Below are 25,414 nucleotides of genomic sequence, written 5' to 3' on the forward strand. Positions count from 1 at the left end.
ACTGAACCAAAAAAAACGTGCTCCCAATCAGGGTGATGGCCAGTACCAGCAACACCGACAGGGTAAGCTTGACCGCCAAGGAGGCATTGCGCAGAACGTTCATTTTCCTCTCCTCAATGTTGAAATCCGGAATTCTGTGCGTGTCAGTATAGGGTGGCTCCCTGGTCATGACAATAATCATTTTCCGAATGGCTGGATGGTTCTGGACTGCCTGTACTGGATGCCTGTGGAGCATCGCGAAAAATGCTCAGAAGATCAGTCGATCCTCCACAAGCGCTCCGTTTGCTTGAAGCCGTGGGATCGTGGGCAACAGGTTTAACCCGGTGGCCTTGTTGAAGTGATTGGCGCGTACGATCAGTTCTTCCAGCGAAGCATCAACTGGCTCTCCACCTGTGGCAAAGACGATGGTATTGCCGCTATTGCAGGAGGGGAAAACCAGTGAGCGTCCATCGAATGCCTTGGCTATACATTCCGTGCTGGCCTTGAAGCCTCGGCTGTGGCCTAGCAGATTAACGGCCAGCAGCCCGTTCTTCGTTAGCCGCGCACGGCAGGCCTGATAGAACGGCAGGGTGTCGAGCACACCAGCGCGCCCGCTCTTGTCAAAGCCGTCGACGAGGATGACGTCAAACGTCTTGCCATTCTCCAGCATGTACTTTGCGCCGTCAGCGATGATGATGTGTAAGCGCATCGGGTCGTCGGGCAATTTGAAATGCAGGCGGGCAATGATTTCGACCTGTGGGTCGATTTCGACGACCGTGATCTGGGTGTTGGGCAATTTGTGGTAAATGAACTTGGTCAGCGACCCGGCTCCCAGGCCGATGAGCAGAGCATTTCTCGGCCACGGCGCCTTGCGTAGCAACAGTCCGGCCATCATTTCCCGCGTGTAGGCTAATTCCAGCGCATTGGGGCGTTGGATGCGCATGGCGCCTTGTACCCAGTCGGTACTGAAATGCAGATAGCGCACCCCAGAATCTTCTCTGACAATAATCGAGTTGTTGGCCATTGGTGCTGATTTTTTAAATACGGAGGCGAATCTTAGCCTGTCGTTGCCATCGGCATATGAAATTCGCCCGAAACGAATGAATCACAAATATACCCGCTAAGTGGGCTATCGCACCGAGTTGATGCCCAATTTCTACTAGCCTTGGCCTCATCGTCAAACGGCTTCAGTATCGCTCTGGCTTGGTTCTAGCGAGTTGCCAATTCGAAAAATTGTGCATCGACCGCTTGTATCGGAATTCACGCACGGCAAATAAATCGAATCGCACAAGCACAAATGCGATTACCCGAGAAACTGACTCACGTCCCTAAGGCGCCGCCCTTTGTTGAAGGTGTCATCAATCTGCGAGGTGCCGTATTGCCGGTGATCGATCTGCGTCGGCGTCTTGGCTTGCCTGCTGTTGAGCGTTCGGATCGGCAGCGCGTCATGGTATTCCTGATCGAGGGAACACGAGAGGAGTCGTCGGTGGCGACTACGATCAATTGATACCGCAAACAAAAACGTTTTCTCCAGGCCATGTGTTGGCACTGTTCTCCGATGGCCTGGACGATTTTTTTGCTCTTCGCAAAACCCTCGAAAGTGCGTCGCCATTCTCCAGCGATCAAGCTCGGCTTGTTCTTGATTGCTGGGCGCACGTTGACGATGCGGCGGCGGTGCTGATCTATCGCCATGTCGGCTGACTGCCCGAGAATCTAATTCGTCCTACCCAGCCGCAAAGGAGGGGCCGGCAAGACTACGGAATTGGCGATGCTTGGGCGGCGCTCCCCAGAAAAAAGCCGGCTTTCGCCGGCTTTTCCATGCAGCTATACAGAAGAAAGAGATTACTTCTTTGTGGCGTCCTTGGGAGCTTCTGCAGGAGCCGGGGCAGGGGCTGCTTCGGCGGCGGCAGGAGCTGGAGCAGCGGCAGCAGGTGCAGTGACCTTGGGGGCTTCAACAGCCGGGGCGGCTGGAGCAGCGGCAGCCGGAGCGGCAACGGGAGCCGGAACAGGTGCAGCAGCTTCCTTCTTGCCACAAGCGGAGAGGGTCAGGGCAACGAGAGCGGCAATGAGGAGGGAGTTTTTCATTTTAAATAGTCCTATCGATAAGAAAATTGCTATAACGAACCAAAAATGATTTGGTTGACCGACGTGCCCGTCAATCAGTGCGGGATTATAGCAGACTATGACGCTGCCAGTTCAGGACGTGCGATGCGTCATGCATATTGCATCTTATAGGCCGAGCGTTGTCGCGCTGACCTGCTCGCCACCTTCCTTCAGAATTTCTTCAAATTGATGCACGTAAGGCGAGCATTCTTGCGCACTGTCGATGATTATTCTGGAGCGGGCGTGATCCTTGCTGAAACGGATAAGCGCGTGCTTGTCATCGGCGATGCACAGTGAAGCGTCAAATGCCGCGAGATGCGGCGGGCATTCGAGAACAGTCATTTGTAAGGGGTAGATGGCGAGCAACTTCATCAAAAGCGGGCTCTCGCGCAGCAAGGGCCCGGTATTTTTAATCACGATGCATACGCTGTTTTGCCGATGGGCAGTGAGAAAACGTTGCAGATGCTCGGCGCTTTCACGCTGTTCGAGCTTTAGTCTCGACAGATCCTCGTCGAAGATGCGCAGTCTGCCAGACGCCAGCAACAGAATCTTCTGTAACGCGCTGTCATGCTCGGTCCAGGTTGTGATCAGTTCAGATACCATGGCACCTCTCCCTGCATCGGGTGGATTCAGATTGTCGCCGATTACCCATGTGGATTGCAAAGCCAAAAAAAACCCGCACAAGGCGGGTTTTTCGAGATCAAGAAGCAATTACCGATCGCTAAAGCTCCGCCGCCCACTCTCCGTAACGGGGCGTTTGGCGCCATCGCGCTTGGGCGCGCCGGGCTTGCTGGCGTAGCCTTCGCTGCGTGGTTTGCCATGGCCGCGACTATCGCCAGATGCGGATTTCCAGGCTGGGCGAGCGTTCGGTTTTCCAGCCGGACGGCCATTGCCTGTCGGTGCGCGTCGCGTCGGTTCGTGGCCGACAACGATTTCAACAGGAATGACCTGTTTGGTGAAGCGTTCAATCTTGCGCACATTGAACTGTTCAGCATGATTGACGAGGGAGATCGCCAGGCCATTACGGCCCGCACGACCGGTGCGGCCGATGCGGTGCACATAATCTTCGGCAAACTTCGGCAGGTCGTAGTTGAATACGTGGGTGATGGTCGGTACGTCGATGCCACGTGCGGCGACATCGGTGGCGACGAGAATTTGCACCTGCCCGCGACGCATCGCGCTGAGTGTTCGGTTGCGCGCGCCCTGGTGCATGTCGCCGTGGAGCGCAGCGGCGTTGAAACCGGCAATGTTCAGGCGGTCGGAGATGGTGTCGGCGTCACGCTTGGTGGCGGTGAACACCACGGCCTGATCGATGGTGGTATCGCGCAGCAGGTGGTCAAGCAGGCGATTCTTGTGCGACAGGTCGTCAACAAAATGCATGCGTTGTTCGATGTTTTCATGTTTCGTGTGCGAGGCATCGACCTGGATGATCAGCGGGTCACGCGTCATCTTGCGCGCCATCTGGCCGACCGTTCCGTCCAGCGTGGCCGAGAAAAGCATGGTCTGACGCTGGGTCGGAGTGGCCGCGACGATCTTTTCGATGTCTTCGATGAAACCCATGTCGAGCATGCGGTCCGCTTCGTCGAGGACGAGGATCTGCAGCAGCGAGAAATCGATTTTGCCCGATGCCATGTGGTCGATCAGTCGGCCTGGCGTAGCAACCAGGATTGCCGGGTTGCGCGAGAGTAGTTCCATCTGTTTCGGATAAGGCATGCCGCCGAGGATGGCCACCGTTTTCAAATGGCGAAGCTGGCCGGCGTATTTGTCAGCCGCCGCAGTAACCTGTAGAGCAAGTTCGCGGGTTGGCGTGAGCACCAGCATCTTCGGTTGCGCCGCCTGGTAACGCGGGCGATCATTGCCGCGCGAACGGGCGGACTGGCGTTCCTGATTCGCGGTGCGGCGCGGCGCTGGCGCGGCGCCCGGATGCTCCTGCACGGCAAAGCGGTGCAGTGCCGGCAACATGAAGGCGGCGGTTTTTCCTGAACCGGTTTGCGACGAAACCATCAGGTCGCGTCCTTCGATGGCGGCCGGAATGGCTTGCGCTTGAACCGGCGTCGGTTCGGTGTAGCCCGAATCGGTAAGGGCTTTGAGAAGTGCTGCGTTAAGGCCAATTTCTGTAAAAGTCATAAGTCTCTTTCGTATGGAACAGCGTCGCGCTGCCGGGAATGATCGGCGCACGGGCGCAAAAAAATGCAACGCTAACCAACGAAATAGTTGAGAAAGACTCTGCCAGAGCAGGAGTATTCGATACTTTTCGGCACAAAAAGCTTTGTGCCAGGGCGGTGTCCAATGAATTGACACCAGAAGGCAGGAGGGCTTTAGAAATGCGGCCAGGTTCGCGAAGCGCGTTGTGTATCGCGGCAGTTCCGCAACGCACGGGCCGCACTATACCCGCGTATCAGCCTGGCGTCGAGCTAAATCGTTTATTTGTCGCCCAGGACGGGCGAAAAGACCTCGGTAACCAGTACCGACTGGGCGCCAAAGGCAAAGCGCGAGCGCCGCGCCCACAAGCTTTTCGGGGGCAGGTCAGTCAGTTGCATGGCTTCAATTGCTGGCTGAAAAAGCGCATGACGGTGGTCAAGTCGTTTGCAACTGATCGCGCCGCGCGCGAATCCGGGATGCGCGAACAGCAGTGCCCCCAGTGAGCGGTTGCCAAGGCGTGCCAGCCAGCCGCTCAGCGGCCCGCGCGGTCGGTAGGGTAGTACCGTGTGCGCGAAAACGAGCGCTACGTCATCAACCCGCAGCGCCACTTCGCGAACCCAGAGTAGGCGGTCACGCTTGATGCCCAGCGCTATCGCTTCATCAAGGGTAGGCATGGCCAGAGCCTGCCATAGCAGGTGCACAGCGAAGCTGCCGCGGGCTTGAAGGCGCGCGGTCAGTGATTCCTGATCGAGCAACCAGGAGGCCATGTGCTCTGCGCTGCGTGGCAGTTTTGTTCGCCACGCCAGTCTGCTTTTGAAGCTCATGATGAGTCAGTCGCGGCCTTATTGTGGCTGCGGCGATTTCTCAATGCCGCTAATGCGCTGTCCCGCTTTGAGTCCCTTGGTGGAGAACCAACCCAGGTTCATTTCCAGTGCGAAACGTGCCGGTCCTGTCGCGCAGTGATTGGTTTCGGTCTGCGGTTTCATGTCCTCGATATTCAGGATGTGACCACGCTCATCAAGAAAAGCGACGGAAAGCGGTAACAAGGTGTTGCGCATCCACATGCAATGGCGATCGGCCTGCGTGAACACGAAAAGCATTCCCTGATTGCCCCCCATACTGCGACGATTCATCAAACCCTGCATCCGGTTTTCCTGGTTGGCAGCCACTTCGGCCTCAATGCGGTAGAAACCGGCGCTCAGTTCGAGGCGCGGCATTTGCGCCAGGGCCTGCGCTGAGGTCAGCAGGGTCATTAACAGGATAACTACACGCATCGCGACTCCGTGGCGGACAAGTAAGCAGGGGGAACCCAGGCGCATAATCCCGAGTCATTTCCGGGTGTGAGAGGTCCTGGATTTTTTTACCGGCTTGGCTGAATTGACCGGCTTTTTGACAGGCTTGGCCGTGGAATGTCTGGGCCTTGCCGCATTGACGCCACTGCTTACCGGGGCATCTTCATGTTCAGCGGCCTTTGGCATGGCTAGCGACGCCACACTGCCGCAGGAGAATGCGGCGGTGACAAGAAAATGCAGCAGGCTGCGGGTTAAAAGGGGCATATTCTCGTTCCAATTTGATTTGGTTAAAGCTCAGTGGCTGGTACCTTCCGAGCGTGTAATTTTATTCCAGACATTGTACTTTCCGACTGGTTTTTTCGCGGGAATGCGTTTGATCACCTTGAGCGTTCGGGTGTCGATGACCAGCAGCGCGCCATCCATCTCCCACAGGCTGGCCAGAGCATGGCGGCCGTTGCGTGTGAACTCGACGTGGGCCAGGGTTTGTCCGGGCTCGGCGCGAAACTCGTGGACGACTTCAAGCGTCTTCTTGTCGATGACTTGCAGCACGTTCTTATTTTCCTTGCTCATCATCGAGTCGGTGAACGCATAGCGACTGTTCTCGTGACTGCGCATGAAGAAGCCGGGGCCGAGGGTCTTGATCTGCTTGATGACTTCGTAGCTGCCCAGATCGATCACGGTGACCAGTCCTGCGTTGAGATTGGGTGAGGCCATCACGCTGCGCAGCTTGCCTTGCGAGTCCTGCCACTGCCAGGTGATGCCCGAACCAAGGTGGGGCATGCCGGGCAGATCAAGGTCAGCTATTTTCTTTCGGCTATCAAGGAGGATGACTTGTCCCTTGCTTGCATCGCGCGATGTGCCGAGGATTTCGCCATAGCTCTGCGTGAAGAAAAAGTCGTCGAGATAGTCCGCAAGTAGTGTTCGGCGCGGCGTGAACATCGCTGGCTTGAACGCCCCCTCCTTGTACTGGAAGTCGTGCACCAGGCCCTCGGCCACCGGTTCGGCGTTGGCGTCATAGCTAAGTTCCCAGACTTCGGGAACGTCCTTGAGTGCGGCAACAAAACTTTTGCGCGGCGCAGCGTCATAGACGGCCGAAACGCGCGATGTCTTGTCGCCAGCGGCATTCAAGGTTGGGATGATGCGGTACAGGCTCAGGTCTTCAGCGTTGAGGACCATCAGGCTGTGCGGCAGATAGTTGGCGACCATGACCCACTTGCCGTCGCTGGACACTGCTGCATTGCGCGTATTCAGACCGGCGCGAATTTCGGCGACGACTATCAGATTGTAGATGTCGAACTTGGTGATCCAGCCGTCACGTGATGCGAAATAAACGAATCGCCCCTCCGGTGAGAATTTCGGTCCGCCGTGCAGTGCATAGCGGCTGGGGAAACGGTAGAGGCGTTTAAACTTGTCGCCATCGAGGATCGAAACATGGTGATCGCCGGTTTCGACAACAACGAAGAGATTGAGGGGGTCGGCGCCCTTGAGGGCTTTTGATGGCCGATTCGGCAGAGTGCTTGGGTCGACATGGACGATGTGCGAGGCGCGAATTTCGGCCTCCCCCCAGACCGGTTCCGGAGTAACCCGGGTGTAGATCCAGTCGGCGAGCTGCTTCGCTTCGTCCTCCTTGAGCCGGTCGCTGAAGGCCGGCATTTGTGTCGCCACGCGGCCGTTGAGGATGGTTTTGAGCGCCTCAGGTTTACGCAGTCGCTCCAGGTTTTCCGGCAGTAATGCCGGTCCGATGCCGCCAAATCGGTTCTCACCGTGGCAGGTGACGCAGTGCGTCTTGTAGAGTTCGGCTGTTTCTGTCGAGTGCGCCGATGAGGTCGCGCCGATAAGCCACAGCGCGATGCAGGAGGCAGTAAGCCATTGGCGAAAAATCATCATAATTTCCTGATTTTTATGTAAGGCGTCACGGTCAAGCGTTGACCACCGGGGGCGATGCCGATTTCGTCATCGTCAAGATAACAGCCCGGGTCTTCGGCCCACGGGTCGCCGGTCAGTTGTTGCGCACGCACGCGGGTGTTGCCGTTGCAGATGTCAAAATGCAGACACTGCCCGCAACGCCCGGAGACTGAACGCGGGTGCTGCTTCAAACCGGCGAGTAGTGGATCGGAGGTATCCATCCAGATTTCCGAGAACGGGCGCTGACGAACGTTGCCCAGGGTGTGGTGCCACCACATCGTATCCGGGTGTACATTGCCCAGGTTGTCGATGTTGGCTACATTGACGCCGGAAGAATTGCCGCCCCACTGGGCCAGTTTGGCGCGCACCAGTTCGGCTTTTTCAGGAAAATTTTTCTGCGCCCACAGAAGAAAATAAACACCATCGGCATCGTTGTTGCCGGTGGTGAACTCCTTGTTCAGCGCGCGTTGTTGATAGTCCCAGCAGGTGTCAAAAAGCAGATCCATGGCCCAACGCGTCAGCCGGTGCTGGGCATCGTCCTGGCGGTTCTTGTTGCCGCGTCCGGCATAGTTGAGGTGTGAAAAGTAGAAGCGGTCGATGCCTTCGTCTTCGACCAGCTTGAGCAGCTTGGGCAGATCGTGCGCATTGTCCTGAGTCATCGTGAAGCGCACGCCGATCTTTAGCCCAAGGTCACGGCACAGGCGAATGCCGCGCAGCGAAGCGGCGAAGGCGCCCTTCATACGCCTGAACCTGTCGTGTGTTGCCTCAATGCCGTCGAGCGAAATGCCAACGTAGTTGAAGTCGCACTGCGCAATGCGTTCGATGTTGGTGGCGTCGATCAGTGTGCCGTTGCTCGACAGGCCAAGGTAAAAGCCCATGGCCTTGGCGTGTTTGGCGATTTCGAAAATGTCCGGGCGCAGCAGCGGCTCACCGCCCGAGAGAATCAGCACTGGCACGCGAAAACGTTGCAGATCGTCCATTACCGTGAAGATCTCATCGGTTGAGAGTTCGCCGGGGAAGTCCTTGTCAGCCGAAATCGAGTAGCAGTGCTTGCAGGTCAGATTGCAGCGTCGGATCAGATTCCAGATGACTACCGGCGCTGGCGGCGTGCGTTTTGGACCGAGCGCCTGCGGCGTCATGATTTCCTGCATGTATTGCGAAATGCGGAACATAGGCGAACCCACAGGGAAGATCGGGCAATTTAATCGCGGACAGTCCGCTCAGGCATTGACCTGGATCAAGCTTAGCCCAGGACTTGCCCATGCTCGCGTGACGCATGGAAGCCAACTTTGCTCCACTTCTCGCTTGTGACGTCGAGGTTGTAGCGGGTGCTGGCGAGATAGACTAGGTTGCCGTCGACATCCCTGGCCATGCGGTGCTGTTGCTCGCGCTCGAAGTTGCGGCGTGTCAAGTCGTCGGGGAAGGTCAGCCAGCGCGCAGTGTTGATGTCGGCTGACTCGAAGATGGCATCAACCTTGTATTCGGTTTGCAGGCGCTGGGCGACGACTTCAAATTGCAGAGTGCCGACCGCGCCGAGCAGCATGGCGCCGGTGGCGAGGTTTTCGAAAACCTGGATGGCGCCTTCTTCGCCGAGTTCCTGCAAACCTTTTTGCAGTTGTTTGCTTTTCAGCGGGTCGCGCAGACGGGCGACGCGGAAGAGTTCGGGCGAGAAATACGGGATGCCCTTGAAGGCCAGTGTTTCGCCCTCGGTCAAGGTGTCGCCGATGTGCAACTGGCCATGGTTGTGGATGCCGATGATGTCGCCAGCGACTGCATCTTCCATCAGCACGCGCTCGTTGGCCATGAAGGTCAGCGCGTTGGCCAGCTTCATTTCGCGGCCCATGCGCACGTGCTGGACTTTCATTCCCGAGCTGTAGCGGCCGGAGCAGACGCGGAAGAAGGCAATACGGTCGCGGTGCTTGGGGTCCATATTGGCCTGAATCTTGAACACGAAGCCGGTAAAGGCCGGCTCGGCCGGCTGCACCAGGCGTGCGCCGCCATCGCGTTCCTGCGGCTGCGGCGCCCAGTCGATCAGGGCCTGGAGAATTTCCTGCACGCCGAAGTTGTTGATTCCCGAGCCGAAGAAGACCGGCGATTGTAGGCCGGCGAGGAAGTCCACGAGATCGAAGGGACTGCTCGCGCTCTGGATCAGGTCGACGTCTTCGCGCAGCTTGGCGACTTCGTTCGGGAACTGGGCATCGAGCGCAGGGTTGTTGATGCCATCGAGCTTTTCCGACTCGCTGCGCCGTTCTTCACCAGGTGCAAAGCGCAGCAAGCTGTTGCTCTGCAGGTGATAAACACCACGAAAGGTCTTGCCCATGCCGATTGGCCAGGTGATCGGCGCGCATTCGATGTTCAGGACCGATTCGATTTCTTCGAGCAGGTCGAAAGGTTCACGCACCTCGCGGTCGAACTTGTTGACGAAGGTGATGATCGGTGTGTTGCGCATGCGGCAGACGTTGATCAACTTGACCGTCTGCGCCTCAACGCCCTTGGCCGCGTCGATCACCATAACGGCGGCGTCGACGGCCGTCAGCACGCGGTAGGTGTCTTCCGAAAAGTCTTCGTGGCCGGGCGTGTCGAGCAGATTGACCGTATGCCCCTGGTATTCGAACTGCATTACCGAACTGGTGACCGAAATGCCGCGCTGTTTCTCGACCTCCATCCAGTCGGACGTTGCATGACGCGCGCTTTTGCGGCTTTTTACGGTGCCCGCGAGCTGGATTGCGCCGCCGAAGAGCAGGAGCTTTTCGGTCAGCGTCGTTTTGCCAGCGTCAGGGTGGGAGATAATGGCAAAAGTTCTTCTTCGCCTTATCTGCTCTGCGATTGAACCATCTGCCATCAGAACTTTTTCCCCGTTATGTACACACCTATGTACGCATTCCCTAATGTGCTCATGGCCCGTGCACATCAGCCTCTTTGCCTTCGCTGGCAGCCCCGAGGGCTGCCAACAGACCAGACTCTAACATAAAAATGCTCTCAAGAGCACTTTATGTCCATTATAATGCCCTTGAAGGCTTTTTAATTTGACTCTTTCCCCGCCAGCATGGTATCTGTTGGGGAGTGCCCTTTTTCATCGGTGACCCATGACCGCCCGCAACAAGCTGCTGACCGCACCGCCCTACGCCGTAGAACAGACGCTCAAGCGGCTGGGCGCGAACCTGCGCACGGCACGCCTGCGTCGGAACCTGACGATTGACGACATGGCGGAGAAGATCGGCACCGGCGAGCGCGCCGTCGCCGACGCCGAAAAGGGAAAGCCCTCAACCAGCATCGCCGTCTACGCGGCGATGTTGTGGGCGCTCGATCTACTCAACCAGATCGCCGACGTGGCAGCGCCTGAAAAGGATGACGAAGGCCAGACCCTCGCATTGTCCCGCGAACGCGCCCGAGCCCGCCCAACAACGGGAACAAAGATAGGGCTAGACAATGACTTCTGAAACCCCTACCGAGTGCTTCGTCTACATCACCCTGCCCGGACAAACCGAGCCGGTGACGGCTGGCCGCTTCGCGCTGATCACGGACCGTAGAGGAACACCCGAGGGGCGCTTCGTCTATGGCCGCAGCTACCTTGAACGTCCAAACGCGGTCGCGCTCGATCCCATAGAGTTGAAGCTCGCGCCCCGCACCTATTCAACGGTGGCGCTCGGCGGCGTCTTTGGCGCGCTGCGTGATGCAAGCCCGGACTATTGGGGCCGCCGCGTCATCCAGCGCCATCTTGGCAAGGCGCAGCCGGGAGAGATGGAGTACCTGCTGTACTCGCCGGATGACCGCGCCGGGGCACTTGGCTTCGGTTTGAACCAGAGACCGCCTGCGCCGAAGCGCACCTTCAACCAGACCCTCGATCTTGAAAAGGTGCAGGTCATCGCCGATGCGCTCATGGCTGACGAGGACGTGCCCGCTGGTGATGCTGCCGATGATCACGATCAGGTCGAAAAGCTGCTGGTAATCGGAACGTCGATGGGCGGCGCGCGCCCGAAGGCCGTTGTCGAAGGCGAGGACGGGCTATGGATTGCGAAGTTCAACCGGCCCGACGATATGTGGAACTGTGCAAGGGTCGAGCACGCGATGTTGATCCTGGCACGGGCCTGCGGGCTGACGACAGCGGAAAGCAGGGTCGTTGGTGTCGGCGGACGGGATGTCTTGCTGGTCAAACGCTTTGACCGCGAGAGAACACAGGCCGGGTATTTGCGCACACGCATGATCTCCGCCATGACGCTTCTGCGCGCAGAAGACACCTACCAGTCACGTGACAAGTGGTCCTACGTGCTGTTGGCCGAAGAAATTCGGCGTGTCTGCGCCGAACCGACGCAGAACGTAGCCGAGCTGTTCCGCCGTATGTGCTTCAACGCGCTGATCTCGAACATCGATGATCACCCACGCAACCATGCGCTGATCGCAAAAGAAGCTGACTGGAAACTCTCCCCCGCCTATGACTTGACACCCGCCGTGCCGGTCAGCATGGAGCACCGCGACCTGGCTATGGGGTGCGGCGATGCGGGCCGCTTTGCCAACGCGGGCAACCTGCTCTCGCAGAGAGCGCGATTCCTGCTTGAGCCGGTACAGGCCGCAGAGATATTAGGTGCGATGGAAGCGCAGGTGCAGAGCACCTGGTATGCCACTGCCCGCGCTACCGGAGTTTCAGAAAGGGACTGCGAGAAGATCGCAGGCGCATTCGCCTATCCGGGCTTCCGTCAACAACAAGCGCAACAGGGAAGGACATAAGTATGGCGCCCCTCCCTGAAGGAAGGGGAGGATGTCAAGATGGGGTGTGGGCTGAGGTGCTGGCGCTGGCTGGCCGATAAAACCGATTCCGGGCAGAGGGTAAGCGAACCTGTTCTAATCCACCGCCAGCGCATAACAATGATCAAGCTGCGCATGCAGCAGTTTGACCATCTCCGGATCGATGCGCCCCAGAGCACTCAAGTCATCAATTCGTGACATCACTTCGCTTTTGCTCATGTGCCCACGGTACGGCCGTTCCTGCGAGAGCGCCTGAAAAATATCAGCGACGGCGATCAGGCGCGCCTCGCGTGGGATGTTCAGCGCCTGGCAATGGTAAGGATAGCCGGTGCCAAGCAGGTTTTCGTGATGCAGGGCGGCCCAGTCGGCAATCGGCTGACCAGGAAATACTTTACGCAGAATGTGTCCGCTGTCATAGCTGTGGCGCATGACGAAGGCCCGCTCCTCCCGCGTCAATGGTCCCGGTTTGTCAATGATTTCTTCCGGCACGCGCAGTTTGCCGATGTCATGCAACAGTCCGGCTATTTCGACCTTGTCGAGATGCTCGCCACGAATCCCGGAAGCCTCGGCCAGGTGACGCGCAATGCGGGCGACACGGGTGGAATGTTCCAGGGTGTAGGTACTCTTGGCATCAACGGTGTGTGCGAATAGTCCGGCGACAGCAAGTGCATCGGCCATATCAAGTTCGACGGGTTGGCCACGGCACAGATAATCCTCGATCTGGTCTTCGATATAGCTCGGATCCATTGCCAGCCAGAACGATTCACGGGCAGAAGCTCGCTGGAATGCTTCAACAAGCTCTGGCGCGAACAAGCTACCACTCAGACCGGCGATGCGGGCTACGACTTCAGGGTATTCCCAGAGGATTTCATTTTTCAGGGACGCGCCAATGAAATAGGGGGCAAAGAGAACGTCGGCGCGGTCAGCAAGAAAAACAAGATTAGTTTCAAGACGCAGATCGTCGGCGAGATCTTCGTACAGAAGTGCTTCCCAGCGGGTGTGGTGCCAATAAACAATCTCCGAGAAATGTGCCAACGGTGGACAGTCCGACAGAAAATCGGCACCGCGCTGGCAGTGTTTCTGGGCGCCTTCCCACTCGAGTGTTTCGTTGATAGCGCGGTGTTCTATGGTGCGCGATACGCCGCAGTCGTGAATCATGCCAGCGTAGAGCATTTTCTCGCGCCGCAGTTGCGGCCAGTCCATTTCGCTGGCGATCATCGCTGCCATCAGTGCTACGCGTTTTCCGTGCTGAAACTCATCCGTGCCGACAAAATCGAGGGCATTGGTCAGTGAGGTGATTGTACGTTGCAGGTTGATTTTCATTGCAGGCTCTTGTTGAGGGCGCCAAGGCCCTGATAAAAGTTCAAAGTAGACAAGCGATCGGTGCAGGGATTCATCGTAACGGAGAAAGGAGCGCCAAAACCAAACAAATCGGCAAGCATGAGTACAGCAGCGGCTTTTAAGGCTAAACTCCTCCCGACACAGTCATCGATTACCCACGAATCCTTATGCTCGCTTCGCTGAATCCTGGCCGCCGTATTGTGTTGGCACTTGTGCTGAGCAGTGGCGCTTTATTTTCTGCTCCGGCCGTTGCTGCCGATGCAACACCGAAAAATCTGGATGAGGGCAAACCCTTTGCTAATGCCCTGCGTCTGCGGGGTGAGGTATTCGTCACGAGCGATGTCGGGATGCCAAGAAAATTGCAGGAGGGCGGGATGGTCTACGTCGGCGAAACGATACGTACCATGCCCGGCAGTGAGGTGGTTCTGAAGACTGGCGATGCTGGCCTGGTCGCCGTCCGCCCGGGTGCCGAGTTCATCCCGGAGCGCTTCGCCGCCGAAGGAAAAGCCAGCGACCACCAGATACTGCGCCTGATTACCGGCTCCCTGCGGGTTATCAGCGGCTGGATCGGCAAACTCAACCGCAACGAACATCGCATCGTTACCCCGTCCGCCACCATTGGCATCCGCGGCACCGACCATGAGCCCTACGTGCTGCCGGCTGAAATGGCCAATACCACCTACCGCCAGGGCACCTACGACAAGGTCAATCGCGGTGCCACCTCTCTTGACGCCAACGGCGGCAGCGTTGCCATTGACAGCGGCAAGGTCGGCTTCGCCCCTGCCGCAGTGCGCACCCGATCGCTGATGACACTGCTGCTGCCAGTCCTGCTTTCCAGTGTGCCCGAGTTTTATGTGCCGGGAAGTTTTGACGAGGAGCTCGATAGGTACTCCGAAACGGTCGACATGGTCAGCCAGAAGCAACTGGAGGCCCGTTCAGGCAAGGTCAAGCCGGCGCCCATCCAGAAATCCGCGCCACCGCCGGAGGCTGCGGTGGTTCCCGATGTTCCGTCACATGAACTGCCGCAGCCTCCTAGCGTGGGCTGCCCGCTTCTCCCCATCGGTGAAGCGTGGCTGCTCCATCTGGATCGCGCTATTGCTCAACGCGACATCAAGACCATTCTCGGACTCTTTGCGCCGGAAATCGTGACCAAGGCCACTGTCCGTAGCGGCGACGGCATAGCCACGCTCGAGTTTGGTCGCGAGGAAATGGTTCAAAGCACGCTCAGCTCAATTGCCGGCCTCAAGGATTACCAGCAACGCCGTGTTTCGCTTGAGGTCAGCCTGGCCGAAGGCGAAAGCGAGGAGAGTTGCAAGCGGCTTACGGTCAAGTCCATCGCCATTGAACAGGGTTCGATGAATGGCAAAGCCTACCGCTTCGAAGCCCTGGAAGAGTATCTGCTCGAACAGCGCCATAGCGAGTGGCTGGCAATCAAGGCGCAGACGACGCAACGCTGAACGGCTGCTGCCTTCCTTGCCGCCAGACCGATGAACGGGCTATAATCCGCCCCTCGCTTCGCCGAGCGAAAAAAACCCACATTAACACCTTCATTAATCTGGCGTTGGCTCTATCAAACTGGGGCTGCGTCGTTACCTACGAAAGAGAGTTTGATATGGCGATCAACGTTGCGCAAAAAGCGCAGATCATGACCGATTTTCAGCGTGCCACGGGGGACACCGGTTCCTCCGAAGTCCAGGTTGCCTTGCTGACCGCTCGCATCAATGACCTGACCGGTCACTTCAAAGAGCACGTCAAGGATCACCATTCACGTCGCGGCCTGCTGCGCATGGTGAGCCGTCGTCGCAAGCTACTGGATTATCTGAAGGCCACCAACGTAGATTCTTATCGTGCGCTGATTGCGCGCCTCGGCCTGCGTAAGTAAACCTGCCCGCCAGACCGCAGTGCGGTTGCGAGTGCAGATGGTTTGATTGGATGACAGCGGCCAGCCCCATGCGGGTTGCGCCGCTGTTGTTGTTTTTACAGTTTTACGCCATGTCGGCGCGTTAGCTATTGAGAGAGGAAATAATGTTTACTATCGCCAAAAAAACGTTCACCTATGGTGCTCATCAGGTCACACTGGAAACCGGTGAAATTGGCCGTCAAGCCGGCGCCGTCATCATGGTCACCGTCGATGACACTGTCGTGCTGGTCTCCGTGGTCGGCAACAAGTCAGTCAAACCCGGTCAGGATTTTTTCCCGCTGACCGTCGATTACATTGAAAAAACCTATGCGGCTGGCAGGATTCCCGGTGGTTTCTTCAAGCGCGAAGGCCGCCCCTCGGAAAAAGAAACGCTGACCTCGCGTCTGATCGACCGTCCGCTGCGTCCGCTCTTTCCTGAAGGTTTTTACAACGAAGTCCAGGTTGTGGCGATGGTGGTATCGCTCAATCCAGAAATCGATCCGGACATCCCGGCCATTATCGGCGCTTCGGCAGCTATGGCCATTTCCGGCATCCCGTTCGACGGCCCGCTCGGCGCCGCCCGTGTCGGTTATATCGATGGCCAGTACGTGCTCAATCCGACACTGACTCAGTTGAAGAGCAGCCAGCTCAACCTAGTCGTTGCCGGTACGCAATCCGCCGTGCTGATGGTTGAATCGGAAGCCGACATCCTGTCCGAAGACGTCATGCTCGGTGCTGTGGTTTACGGTCACGACCAGATGCAGGTCGTCATCAACGCCATCAACGAACTGGTTGAAGAAGCCGGCAAGCCGGAGTGGGTCTGGACGGCTGCGGTCAAGAACGAAGAGCTGGTCGGCAAGCTCAACGCACTGGTCGAAGCCGACCTGCAGGAAGCTTTCCGCATTACCAGCAAGCAGCAGCGCACGCAGCGCATCAAGGAAATCTCGGACAAGGCGGTTGACGTGCTGACGGCGGGTGACGATGCGCCTGATGCCAACACGATCAAGAACTTATTCTTCGACGTTGAAGCAAAAATCGTTCGTAGCCGCATCCTGGGTGGCGAACCGCGCATCGACGGACGCGACACGCGTACTGTGCGACCGATTGCCATCCGTTCGAGCGTATTGCCACGCACTCACGGCTCAGCGCTGTTCACCCGCGGCGAAACGCAGGCGCTGGTTGTCGCCACCCTGGGTACCGGCCGTGACGAACAGATCATCGATTCCCTGGCTGGTGAATACCGTGAGCGTTTCATGCTGCATTACAACTTCCCGCCTTATGCCACCGGTGAATGCGGTCGCGTCGGTACGCCCAAGCGTCGCGAAATCGGCCATGGCCGTCTTGCCAAACGGGCGATGATTGCCGTGTTGCCGAAAGCGGAAGACTTTTCCTACACCATGCGCGTTGTCTCGGAAATTACCGAGTCCAACGGGTCGAGCTCGATGGCGTCGGTCTGTGGTTCCTCACTGGCGTTGATGGATGCCGGTGTGCCGCTCAAGGCGCACGTCGCTGGCATCGCCATGGGTTTAATCAAGGATGGCAACCGCTTTGCCGTGCTGACCGACATCCTGGGCGATGAAGATCACCTTGGCGACATGGACTTCAAGGTGGCTGGTACCGAAACCGGTGTTACCGCGCTGCAGATGGATATCAAGATTCAGGGCATCACCAAGGAAATCATGCAGGTCGCTCTGGCGCAGGCCAAGGAAGCGCGCCTGCACATCCTCGCCCAGATGCAGAGTTCGGCTGCCGGTCCGCGCGAAGAAGTGTCGACCTACGCACCGCGTCTGTACACGATGAAGATCAATCCGGAGAAAATCCGCGACGTGATCGGCAAGGGCGGCGCGGTCATTCGCGCCATCACCGAAGAAACCGGCACCACCATCGACATCAAGGAAGACGGTACGATCACCATTGCATCGGTTAGCGGTGATGCGGCCGATGCCGCCAAGGCACGCATCGAAGCAATTACCGCCGACGTCGAGGTGGGCAAGATTTACGAGGGCACCGTGCTCAAGCTGCTCGACTTCGGTGCCATCGTCAGCATACTGCCGGGTCGCGATGGTCTGCTGCACATTTCACAGATCGCTAACGAACGCGTCAATGCGGTTGCTGATTATCTCAAGGAAGGCCAGAAAGTCCGCGTCAAGGTGCTTGAGGCTGATGAAAAGGGTCGCGTTCGCCTGTCGATGAAGGCGGTGAGCGTGGAAGAGGGCGGCGTTGCAGCAAAGCCGGTCGAATCTCAACAGTAAGTTTCTCGCAAGGCAACAAAAAAGGACGCTGCGGCGTCCTTTTTTGTTGAGTGACTTTGAACTTTTATCAGGGCGGCAGGCCAGCTACTTGGCGACCTGTCTTTCGCGGACTTCCTCCAGTGTCTTGCAATCGATACAGAGGGTAGCTGTCGGTCGGGCTTCAAGGCGCTTGATGCCGATCTCGACGCCGCAACCGTTGCAGTAACCGTAGTCACCGCTTTCGATGTGATCTATCGTATCTTCAATTTTCTTGATCAGCTTGCGTTCGCGGTCACGGTTACGCAATTCGATGGCAATGTCGGTTTCCTGGCTGGCACGGTCATTGGGGTCGGCGAATACCGTCGCTTCGTCCTGCATGGTGTGTACTGTGCGCTCAATATCTTTCATCAGCTCCATCTTGAGCGTTTCGAGGATGGTGCGGAAATGAGTCAGTTGTTTGCTGCTCATGTATTCTTCGCCCTTTTTGGCGACGTAGGGGGCGAAGTGTTTGTGGAGCATTTCTTCAGGCATGTTCAGGAACCATCCGTATGTTTTTGCAAGGAGGCGATTAAATATCAGAAATATCGCTGCACTGCAAGCAATCTGTGACGGGTCAGTCCACCCGATACAATGTATTGCCCATGGCGCCTCGCGTTCAGCCTGATAGGTTTTTTTCCAGAGCCCCGTTGCTGCGAACCCTCTATGCACGGTAACAGCATACGGAAATCGACTGTCTTGTGATTGAATGTGGCAACAAAGAAGTGGCAACAAAATGTTGACCGATAGCGAGCGTCTCTGTATATTCCGGCCCTCTCACGCGGGAGTAGCTCAGTTGGTAGAGCGATACCTTGCCAAGGTATAGGTCGAGAGTTCGAGACTCTTCTCCCGCTCCAAATCAAAAGGGAAGGTGCATAGTGCACTTTCCCTTTTTCCTTGTTATCCGTCATCATGCGGAAAGGTACAATCCTCATCCTCTGCCCGGATGGTGAAATAGGTAGACACAAGAGACTTAAAATCTCTCGACCGTAAGGTCGTACCGGTTCGATTCCGGTTCCGGGCACCAATTAAAACAAGTAGTTAATGTGCTTTCCCGTACTTCGTAATACTTCGCAGTACTGTGTTTTTGACGGAAAATCCTCCCAAGTTATCCCAGCAAAGTGCTTGATATGCCAGAGCGATCTTAGGATACTGGCCGTGTATTGAAGCCTGCCCAGCGTTACGGGTCCAGTTTTCCCTGTGACTGAGAAGAGCAGCACCATGAAGGAGGGCTCCACAGTGCTGATAAAGGGTGTTCCCTCCAAATTTCTTTAGCGTATTCAGAGTACGCAGCTTAGTAGGTTGGCTCGTCCAGCATAACGAGACCAGACGAATAGCATCCCCGATAAGGCGACTGAAAAACCGCAGGAATCGTTATTCCTGTTGTGCTAGCTAGGGCGCTTGGCTTGCCGGCTGCTGCGTTTTACAGACAAGCAGCATATTTGTCGGCAATCGTGGAAGATCAACTGGGTTGGTTCTTTCTCGAACAGCAGGGGCCTGGCGATCCGTCTGGAAAGTCAATATTTGAGCGGTTAGGAAGTTGGCAGGCAGCGATAGGAATCGGCCCAGACGCACAGGCAACCATCAGACGACAGCTGAGGACTCTCGGCCTCCTCGAGGAAACGAGTCTCCTCGGGTTAAAGGGAATTTGATGCAATTGCCCTGGCTAGAAGGGTTGACATATCATAACTACTAAAATAGTCTCGTAGTTATGTCAAAATCCTACTATCGCGCGCTCCCGCGGATCTGGGCGGAACGTTCCGGGGTCTTCACGGCATTGGGAGACGAGCATCGTCAGCGCATTCTGCTGATGTTCGAGCGGAACGAAGAGCTGACGGTCAAGGATATCGTCGATGCGTCGCCTCTGTCCAGGACTGCGGTTACGCACCACGTCCGCGTGCTGCTTGAGGCTGGCGTGCTGCGGGCAGAAAAGCGTGGCCGATCAGTTTTCTTGCGGCCATGCCCGAAGCGCGTGCTCGAAGCCATGGATGCGGTGCATGATTACATCAGCAAGGAACTCTAAGTGAGTGGCGTCGGCAGTTCCGCCGCAATGACCGCAAGGTGTTCGCGTGCGGCAGGCGACCGTGCGCATGTGCACGGTGATCCGTGTGGCAACCGGGCAGCGGCGGGATTGCCTTGCCAATGATTCCGTCGTCCTCATTCGGCAGCGCAGTTTTCATCGTCGCCTCCATGAGCGCGGCTGGAGTAGCTCACGTCCTGTGGCTGAAGAGCCCTTACTCGAAAGCTTTCAGCCAGCCACTCGATCTCGGCCTGAGCATTCGCGGCCGGCGACTCTTCGGCGCGCACAAAATGTTGCGTGGACTGATGGTAATGCCTATTGCATCAGCATTAGCGTTTGCGCTGTTTGGCTCGGCGCGGACACGGTACCCAACTTGGCTTGCAGCCGGGATATGGGAATTATCGGCCGCCGAATATGCGCTGCTCGGACTGGCATGCGGTCTGGCCTTCATGCTCTCTGAGTTGCCCAATTCCTTTCTCAAGCGACAACTTGATGTGGCGCCGGGGGAAATTTCGGGACGGTGGTGGCTCAAGCCCCTCTGCTTCGTTCTTGATCGCTGCGATTCGACCTTCGGCACCCTGCTGGCCGTCGCGGCGACTCTGCCGGTATCCGGAGAGACATGGTTCTGGGTCTTTATTCTCGGACCGGTGAGCCACGCCTTGTTCAGTGCTTTACTGCATCGCTTCGGCGAAAAGGCGCGCGTCCTATGATCACCTCTACGCCGCTGTTGAGTCGTCTCGAGAGCGCAGACAGCGTGCGCGATTTTGGAGCCAAAGCCGTCAATCTGGCGCGGCTGCATCGCCTGGGTTACCGCGTCCCGGCCGGAATTGTCGTTGCCGATATCGCATTTCAGCGTCACTTGCGCGACGCGCGATTGAATGAGACCTATCGCGAACTGCTGTCGGGCTTACCCACCTTGCAGCCGGATGAGATCGGGCGAAGAAGTGCGGCGATCCGCAGCGTAATTCTCGGCACGCCGCTCGCGCCACGCCTGCGCGACTCGCTCGTGCGCGTCCATGCAACGCTGGGGCAAGAAAACGTACTTGCCGTCCGCAGTTCAGCGGCCAGCGAGGATGGGTTGTGCGCTTCATTCGCCGGACAACTGGACTCGGTCCTCGGCGTCGAGTCCGGCGAGCAACTTGAGGACGCGCTGCGCCAGGTGTGGGCTTCGCATTTCTCCGAACGCTGCCTGCTTTACGCGCGTCACCACGGCCTCGCAGAAATTCGGATGGGCGTGATCGTGCAGCGGCAGGTGCGTGCACGATATTCTGGCGTCCTGTTTACGCGCGATGCCGTCACCCTGCGCGCGCAAGCGCTTATCGAATATGTGAGCGGGCTCGGGGATCGCTTGGTGGCCGGCGCGGTGACTCCGGCGCGCGTGCGCGTTCGCTATTCGGATATGGCAGTCATTCACGACGCTGGCGATGGCGCCTCCGAGACGGCCGGCCTATCCGAGATGACGATCGGGGAATTGGCAAGCATTGGTCTCGAACTCGAGCGGCAGTTCGGCGCTGCCCAAGACGTCGAATGGAGCGTTGACGCCGACGGGGGGATCGTCCTCTTGCAGACGCGACCGATAACCGCGGCCGGCAGTGCACAGCTGGTCGTCTGGTCGAATGCCAACATCGCCGAGAATTTTCCAGATGTCGTTTCGCCGTTTCTCTATTCGATCGTCGCTCGCGGATATACGGCCTATTTCCGCAATCTCGGGCTCGGTTTCGGAATTTCGCGCTGGCGTTTGCAGGCCATGAGCGAAGCCCTTGAGAACATTGTCGGGCTTCATGCCGGGCGTTTGTACTACAACCTTAGCAATATTCATTCGACGATTTATCTCGCGCCTGGCGGTTCCAGGCTGGCGCGGTGGTTCAATCAATTCACCGGCGCGCAAGAATTTCCCGGCGTGCGGCGAGCGACGGCCGGACGCGTCGAGCGCGCCACCGAGCTCGCGCGGATCGTCGTCAAGACAACGTGGAAGTATCTGTGGGTTCGTCGCCGCGTCGCCCGCTTCGAGAAAACGGTCGATAACTACGCCGGATCGACGCATCCGTCACGGCTGGTCGGCAAGACGCTGTCCTCATTGCTGGAGGACCTGCGCGGTTTCCTCGATATTCGCCTGCGACGCTGGAATAACGCCGCGCTCTCCGACGTCGCCGCCATGGTCTGCTATGGCGTGCTCAAACATGTGCTGGCGACGAACAGTGCCGTCGTCGATGACTTCACTTTGCACGGCAAGCTGCTCAGCGGTTTGCCCGGCTTGATCAGCGCGCGGCCGATTTCCGAACTCTGGAAACTGTCGCGGGCGGTGCGCGGCGACGCCGCGTTGCGCCAGTTGTTCGCCACCGCCTCGGCGGCGGAAATAGTCTCGCGCCTTGCGGCGCCGGAGTGTAGCGAGTTCAGTGGGCGCTTTGATGAGTATCTGAACGAATGGGGGTTTCGCTATTCCGGTGAATTGATGCTCACTGCCGCGACGCCCTGCGAGAACCCGTTGCCGATTATCCGCCTGTTGCAAAGCTACTGCCGCGAAGACGGGCTGGGGCCCGATGAAATCAGCGCCGACCAGGGACGTCTGCGCGAACACGCGAGCGAAGCAGTCTGCGCGCGATTCAGCCCGTCGCCCTGGTTGCGCCGATTGCCCTTCTCGCGTGCTGGGCGCTTTCGCATCATCTTGCGTGCGACGCAGGGCGCCATTTTGCTGCGTGAGCGATCGCGCATGAAACAAGCCCTGCTTTACACGCGGCTACGCCATTTGATGCTGCGCATCGGCGAAGAATTCGTGCGCAGCAGCCTGTTGGTGAATCGTGACGACATCTTTTTGCTCACGGTCGACGAAGTGCTGTCGGTGTCTGACGCGGAGTTCTCGCCTGCGCTAGCGCCAGAAATAGCTCATGCAACGGTGCTGCAGCGAAGTCAGCAGCAGCTTCGATTCGCCACCATGCAGCCGCCGGACAGTTTCATGCTTGCACGCGGCGATGAATGGCAACCGGAAGTTTCAGCCGGCGAGCCTTCGCAAGTCCTGCACGAATCGTCACTGCGCGGGAACGGCGCCTGCGGCGGCCAGGTCGAAAGCAGCGCGGTCGTCGTCCTCGACGTGCGCGATGCCGACCAGGTGCACGCCGGCGACATTCTGGTGACGCGGCAAACCGACCCCGGCTGGGCAACGGTGTTCTTTCTCATCAAGGGCCTGGTTATCGAGCGCGGGGGGATGCTCTCGCACGGCGCGATCATCGCCCGCGAATATGGCATCCCGGCTGTCGTCGGCGTCGCGCAGGCCACACAACGCATTCGTAGCGGTGATCGCTTGCGCGTCGATGGAGACCACGGTGTCGTCGAGTGCTGCGGTCGCTGAGCTTTTAGCCTACGGGCGTGAGCGCATCGCCCGCTGGCGTGTCGCGGCACTGGTGCTGGGTGTTGCCGCGCTGGCCTGTACTGCGCAAGCGCCGCGTGGTCCCGTGGACGTACTCGTGCGCACGACGCTGGCGGCCCTTCTGGTGGCGACGTTTCGACTCTGGGACGATCTTGCCGACAGCGACCATGACCGTGCGCGGCATCCAGACCGCGTGCTGGTACGTAGTGCCAGGACGCGCTGTTTCTGGTTCGTACTGCTAGCGCTCGCCGGCATCGCCTTGTGCGCCGTCGGTGTATTCGCGGGACCCACGGGGCTGTCGCTTTATGCCATCTTGATTCTCCTGCTGGTGTTTGTTTATCACGGCCCGTGGCCACGGCCTGCCCGCTTTATGCGCGACCAGCTAGTGCTTCTCAAGTACCCGGTGTTCATCGCCATGCTGACGACGGAGGGCTTTTCCTGGCGATCGACGCTGTTCGGCGCCATCGCTTATCTGCTGGTGAGCGTTTTCGACTGGCGCGACGATGTGGCGCTGCGGGTGAATGGGGTTGGCCGGCGTCTGGGCGTGGTGTTGGCTGTTGCTGTTGTCATATTTTTTTCGCTGGCGGCAGGCCGGGGCTGAATGAAGGAGGAAAGATGGTGATGATGACTGCGCCGAATCCCGAGATGTTCGAAACGGTAGCCTGCTACCTCTGCGGCTCAAAGGAAACACGCCCGTTGGTGAGCGCCGAGGACGATCTGACCGGCAAGCCGGGCCGCTTCCAGTTCGTGACCTGTGCGCAGTGCGGCCTGGCCTATCAGAACCCGCGCCTCAAGCTCGAACAGATCAGCGCCTACTATGACGATGAATACATCGCTCATCGCAAGAAGACGAATTGGGGAATTCTCACGCCGCTGTATCGCCATGCGATGGGCAAGCACGACCGCAACAAGATCGCGTTGGTATCGCGCTATTTGCCCTTGCACGCGCAAAGCGCCGTACTCGACGTCGGTTGCGGCGCCGGGACATTCCTCGCCGAAGTCAAAGCCCGGTTCGGCGCGATGGTCGTCGGCATCGATTTCAAGGATCTCTCAGGCACGGCTTGGCTCGATGGTGTCGACTTTCGCTGCGGCCTGTTTTACGAACAGGACTTTGGCGCGCAGCGCTTCGACCTCATCACCATGTGGCACTTCCTCGAACACGACTACGACCCCTTGCGCACCTTGCGCACGGCGCGCGACCTGCTGGCAGCGGACGGCAGGGTGGTGATCGAAGTGCCGCGTCTCGACAGCACGACGTGGCGCTGGTACCACGAGCGCTGGCCGGGACTTCAGGCGCCGCAACATACCGTGCTCTACAGTAAGAAAAAGCTCCTGCAAGGCATCGCCGCCGCCGGCATGGAGGTCGTCGATTATTTGCCCTACGGCGCCTTTCCCGCTTATTTCTATGTCTTTGCAGGGCTCGCGTTCAAGCATCTGAAGGGCCGGGGTCTCGATCTGGCAAAGGCCATCTATCCCTATTTTCTCGGACAACTGCTGTGCTCACCGCTGTTGATCTTCGAGAAGCGGCTCAATCTGGCCATGCAGAGTGTGATCTGCAGGAAACGGCCATGAGTTCCGCTGCCGACCAGCGGACGCTGCGCGCGGGTAGCGCCGGAACTCTTCGCTGGACCTCGCGCAAATGGGTGCTTGCCGCCGTCAGCCTGCTGCTCGTGAGCGCCGGCGCGGCCGTCATGTTGCTGGTTGCACTGGCCACCCTGTTCCAGAAGCGCGGCGTCTATGCCGAAGTGATCATGGCGCGGCTGGGCCGCATACTGCTCAGCGTCTGGGGCGTCGATTTCGTCGTGCACGCGAATCAACCGTTTCCCGTGCAGCAAACCGTCTATATCTCCAACCACACGTCGACGCTCGACATGTTCGTGCTGGTCGCGCTCGGCCTGCCGAACACCCGGTTCTTTCTCAGCGGCTTTTTGCGCAAGATCGTGCCCTTGGGCATCATCGGTTACCTGACCGGGATTTTCTGGACCGTTCCGCAGCAGTATCCGGAGCGGCGCACGCGCATTTTTCAAGCGGCCGAACGGACATTGCGGCGAACCGGAGAGTCGGTTTACCTGAGCCCCGAGGGAGAGCGCATCACCACCGGTTCGATCGGCCATTTCAACAAGGGTGCATTTCATCTGGCAACCGCGCTCGGCGTGCCGATCGTTCCCTTCTATATCGCCATCCCGCCGGCGGCCGATCCCGGCAAGGGATTGGATGCCCGCCCAGGGAAGATACACGTGTATGTCAAGCCAAGCATCCCGACGGGCGATTGGACGTTGGCAGATCTGGAACGAAATCGCGATCGAGTTCGCGAGCTGTTCGTCCGCTGGAATGAAGAGTTGGAAGCGGAGTAAGCGA

25 protein-coding genes and 2 tRNA genes are annotated in these 25,414 nt (G+C 58.2%); 15 read left to right on the forward strand and 12 right to left on the reverse strand.

All coding sequences use genetic code 11. The features are described 5' to 3' along the window. Positions 1-247 precede the first annotated feature (247 nt). A complete protein-coding gene (locus tag Q1J43_RS11825; RefSeq protein ID WP_301102700.1) occupies positions 248-1,003 on the reverse strand; it encodes a fused MFS/spermidine synthase in 756 nt (251 codons plus the stop codon). A 249-nt stretch (positions 1,004-1,252) separates the two neighbouring features. Here Q1J43_RS11825 and Q1J43_RS11830 point away from each other — a divergent pair, with 249 nt between their 5' ends. Together Q1J43_RS11830 and Q1J43_RS11835 are read left to right on the forward strand one after the other, a co-directional pair. Continuing rightward, on the forward strand, positions 1,253-1,486 hold the full coding sequence (locus tag Q1J43_RS11830) for a chemotaxis protein CheW (RefSeq protein ID WP_366141899.1): 234 nt from the start codon (positions 1,253-1,255) through the stop codon (positions 1,484-1,486). 35 nt (positions 1,487-1,521) lie between these two features. Beyond that, positions 1,522-1,680 (forward strand): hypothetical protein, encoded by a 159-nt coding sequence (locus Q1J43_RS11835; RefSeq protein ID WP_301102701.1) that lies wholly within the window; start codon positions 1,522-1,524, stop codon positions 1,678-1,680. 141 nt (positions 1,681-1,821) lie between these two features. Here the strand turns inward: Q1J43_RS11835 and Q1J43_RS11840 are convergent, their stop codons facing one another. The 9 genes from Q1J43_RS11840 to Q1J43_RS11880 form a co-directional block, all read right to left on the reverse strand. Continuing rightward, a complete protein-coding gene (locus Q1J43_RS11840) occupies positions 1,822-2,064 on the reverse strand; it encodes a hypothetical protein (RefSeq protein WP_301102702.1) in 243 nt (80 codons plus the stop codon). Positions 2,065-2,208: 144 nt separating this feature from the next. Then, positions 2,209-2,685, reverse strand: a complete 477-nt coding sequence (locus Q1J43_RS11845; RefSeq protein ID WP_301102703.1) for a hypothetical protein — start codon at positions 2,683-2,685, stop codon at positions 2,209-2,211. A 108-nt stretch (positions 2,686-2,793) separates the two neighbouring features. Further along, positions 2,794-4,209: a DEAD/DEAH box helicase gene (locus Q1J43_RS11850; protein WP_301102704.1), complete on the reverse strand. Its 1,416-nt coding sequence runs from the start codon at positions 4,207-4,209 to the stop codon at positions 2,794-2,796. A 296-nt stretch (positions 4,210-4,505) separates the two neighbouring features. Then, on the reverse strand, positions 4,506-5,048 hold the full coding sequence (locus Q1J43_RS11855) for a chorismate lyase (protein ID WP_301102705.1): 543 nt from the start codon (positions 5,046-5,048) through the stop codon (positions 4,506-4,508). Between the two features lie 18 nt (positions 5,049-5,066). Beyond that, the gene (locus Q1J43_RS11860) at positions 5,067-5,498 is read right to left on the reverse strand and encodes a DUF192 domain-containing protein (protein WP_301102706.1); all 432 of its coding nucleotides are present in this window, start codon (positions 5,496-5,498) and stop codon (positions 5,067-5,069) included. A gap of 54 nt (positions 5,499-5,552) precedes the next feature. Next, positions 5,553-5,780: a hypothetical protein gene (locus Q1J43_RS11865; RefSeq protein ID WP_301102707.1), complete on the reverse strand. Its 228-nt coding sequence runs from the start codon at positions 5,778-5,780 to the stop codon at positions 5,553-5,555. A 30-nt stretch (positions 5,781-5,810) separates the two neighbouring features. Continuing rightward, the gene (locus Q1J43_RS11870) at positions 5,811-7,403 is read right to left on the reverse strand and encodes a nitrite reductase (RefSeq protein WP_301102708.1); all 1,593 of its coding nucleotides are present in this window, start codon (positions 7,401-7,403) and stop codon (positions 5,811-5,813) included. Further along, complete coding sequence (gene nirJ / locus Q1J43_RS11875) at positions 7,400-8,593, reverse strand: heme d1 biosynthesis radical SAM protein NirJ (protein WP_301102709.1); 1,194 nt, start codon at positions 8,591-8,593, stop codon at positions 7,400-7,402. The genes Q1J43_RS11870 and nirJ overlap by 4 nt, the downstream gene beginning before the upstream one ends. 71 nt (positions 8,594-8,664) lie before the next feature. Beyond that, positions 8,665-10,263 carry a peptide chain release factor 3 gene (locus tag Q1J43_RS11880; protein ID WP_301102710.1) on the reverse strand — a complete coding sequence of 533 codons (1,599 nt, stop codon included), beginning with the start codon at positions 10,261-10,263 and terminating at the stop codon, positions 8,665-8,667. A 244-nt stretch (positions 10,264-10,507) separates the two neighbouring features. Here Q1J43_RS11880 and Q1J43_RS11885 point away from each other — a divergent pair, with 244 nt between their 5' ends. Both Q1J43_RS11885 and Q1J43_RS11890 read left to right on the forward strand, forming a co-directional pair. Further along, the gene (locus Q1J43_RS11885; RefSeq protein WP_301102711.1) at positions 10,508-10,861 is read left to right on the forward strand and encodes a helix-turn-helix transcriptional regulator; all 354 of its coding nucleotides are present in this window, start codon (positions 10,508-10,510) and stop codon (positions 10,859-10,861) included. Continuing rightward, a complete protein-coding gene (locus tag Q1J43_RS11890) occupies positions 10,851-12,146 on the forward strand; it encodes a type II toxin-antitoxin system HipA family toxin (RefSeq protein ID WP_301102712.1) in 1,296 nt (431 codons plus the stop codon). Before Q1J43_RS11885 ends, Q1J43_RS11890 begins: the two co-directional genes overlap by 11 nt. A gap of 114 nt (positions 12,147-12,260) precedes the next feature. Here the strand turns inward: Q1J43_RS11890 and Q1J43_RS11895 are convergent, their stop codons facing one another. Continuing rightward, on the reverse strand, positions 12,261-13,487 hold the full coding sequence (locus tag Q1J43_RS11895; protein WP_301102713.1) for an HD domain-containing phosphohydrolase: 1,227 nt from the start codon (positions 13,485-13,487) through the stop codon (positions 12,261-12,263). A gap of 185 nt (positions 13,488-13,672) precedes the next feature. Between Q1J43_RS11895 and Q1J43_RS11900 the strand changes: the two genes are divergently transcribed. The 3 genes from Q1J43_RS11900 to pnp all read left to right on the forward strand — a co-directional run bounded on the left by Q1J43_RS11900 (position 13,673) and on the right by pnp (position 17,657). Beyond that, a complete protein-coding gene (locus Q1J43_RS11900; RefSeq protein ID WP_301102714.1) occupies positions 13,673-14,962 on the forward strand; it encodes a hypothetical protein in 1,290 nt (429 codons plus the stop codon). A 155-nt stretch (positions 14,963-15,117) separates the two neighbouring features. After that, complete coding sequence (gene rpsO / locus Q1J43_RS11905) at positions 15,118-15,387, forward strand: 30S ribosomal protein S15 (protein WP_301102792.1); 270 nt, start codon at positions 15,118-15,120, stop codon at positions 15,385-15,387. A gap of 143 nt (positions 15,388-15,530) precedes the next feature. Beyond that, positions 15,531-17,657: a polyribonucleotide nucleotidyltransferase gene (pnp, locus tag Q1J43_RS11910; protein WP_301102715.1), complete on the forward strand. Its 2,127-nt coding sequence runs from the start codon at positions 15,531-15,533 to the stop codon at positions 17,655-17,657. An 84-nt stretch (positions 17,658-17,741) separates the two neighbouring features. Here the strand turns inward: pnp and dksA are convergent, their stop codons facing one another. Continuing rightward, positions 17,742-18,167, reverse strand: coding sequence for an RNA polymerase-binding protein DksA (dksA, locus tag Q1J43_RS11915; RefSeq protein WP_301102716.1), 426 nt, complete (start codon positions 18,165-18,167; stop codon positions 17,742-17,744). A 286-nt stretch (positions 18,168-18,453) separates the two neighbouring features. Here dksA and Q1J43_RS11920 point away from each other — a divergent pair. The 8 genes from Q1J43_RS11920 to Q1J43_RS11955 all read left to right on the forward strand — a co-directional run bounded on the left by Q1J43_RS11920 (position 18,454) and on the right by Q1J43_RS11955 (position 25,410). Further along, positions 18,454-18,529 (forward strand) — tRNA-Gly (locus Q1J43_RS11920). A gap of 83 nt (positions 18,530-18,612) precedes the next feature. Next, positions 18,613-18,699: transfer RNA gene (locus Q1J43_RS11925), tRNA-Leu, on the forward strand. 684 nt (positions 18,700-19,383) lie between these two features. Continuing rightward, entirely contained in the window at positions 19,384-19,695 is a 312-nt protein-coding gene (locus Q1J43_RS11930) for a metalloregulator ArsR/SmtB family transcription factor (RefSeq protein ID WP_301102717.1), read from the forward strand. 83 nt (positions 19,696-19,778) lie between these two features. Beyond that, complete coding sequence (locus tag Q1J43_RS11935; protein WP_301102718.1) at positions 19,779-20,402, forward strand: hypothetical protein; 624 nt, start codon at positions 19,779-19,781, stop codon at positions 20,400-20,402. Further along, entirely contained in the window at positions 20,399-23,038 is a 2,640-nt protein-coding gene (locus tag Q1J43_RS11940) for a PEP/pyruvate-binding domain-containing protein (RefSeq protein ID WP_301102719.1), read from the forward strand. Before Q1J43_RS11935 ends, Q1J43_RS11940 begins: the two co-directional genes overlap by 4 nt. Then, positions 23,013-23,657: a hypothetical protein gene (locus Q1J43_RS11945; RefSeq protein WP_301102720.1), complete on the forward strand. Its 645-nt coding sequence runs from the start codon at positions 23,013-23,015 to the stop codon at positions 23,655-23,657. Before Q1J43_RS11940 ends, Q1J43_RS11945 begins: the two co-directional genes overlap by 26 nt. Positions 23,658-23,677: 20 nt before the next feature. Beyond that, complete coding sequence (locus Q1J43_RS11950) at positions 23,678-24,628, forward strand: class I SAM-dependent methyltransferase (protein ID WP_301102721.1); 951 nt, start codon at positions 23,678-23,680, stop codon at positions 24,626-24,628. Then, positions 24,625-25,410, forward strand: a complete 786-nt coding sequence (locus Q1J43_RS11955; protein WP_301102722.1) for a lysophospholipid acyltransferase family protein — start codon at positions 24,625-24,627, stop codon at positions 25,408-25,410. Before Q1J43_RS11950 ends, Q1J43_RS11955 begins: the two co-directional genes overlap by 4 nt. Positions 25,411-25,414 lie beyond the last annotated feature (4 nt).

The sequence above is a fragment of the Propionivibrio sp. genome (assembly GCF_029255185.1).
Classification (GTDB): domain Bacteria; phylum Pseudomonadota; class Gammaproteobacteria; order Burkholderiales; family Rhodocyclaceae; genus Propionivibrio.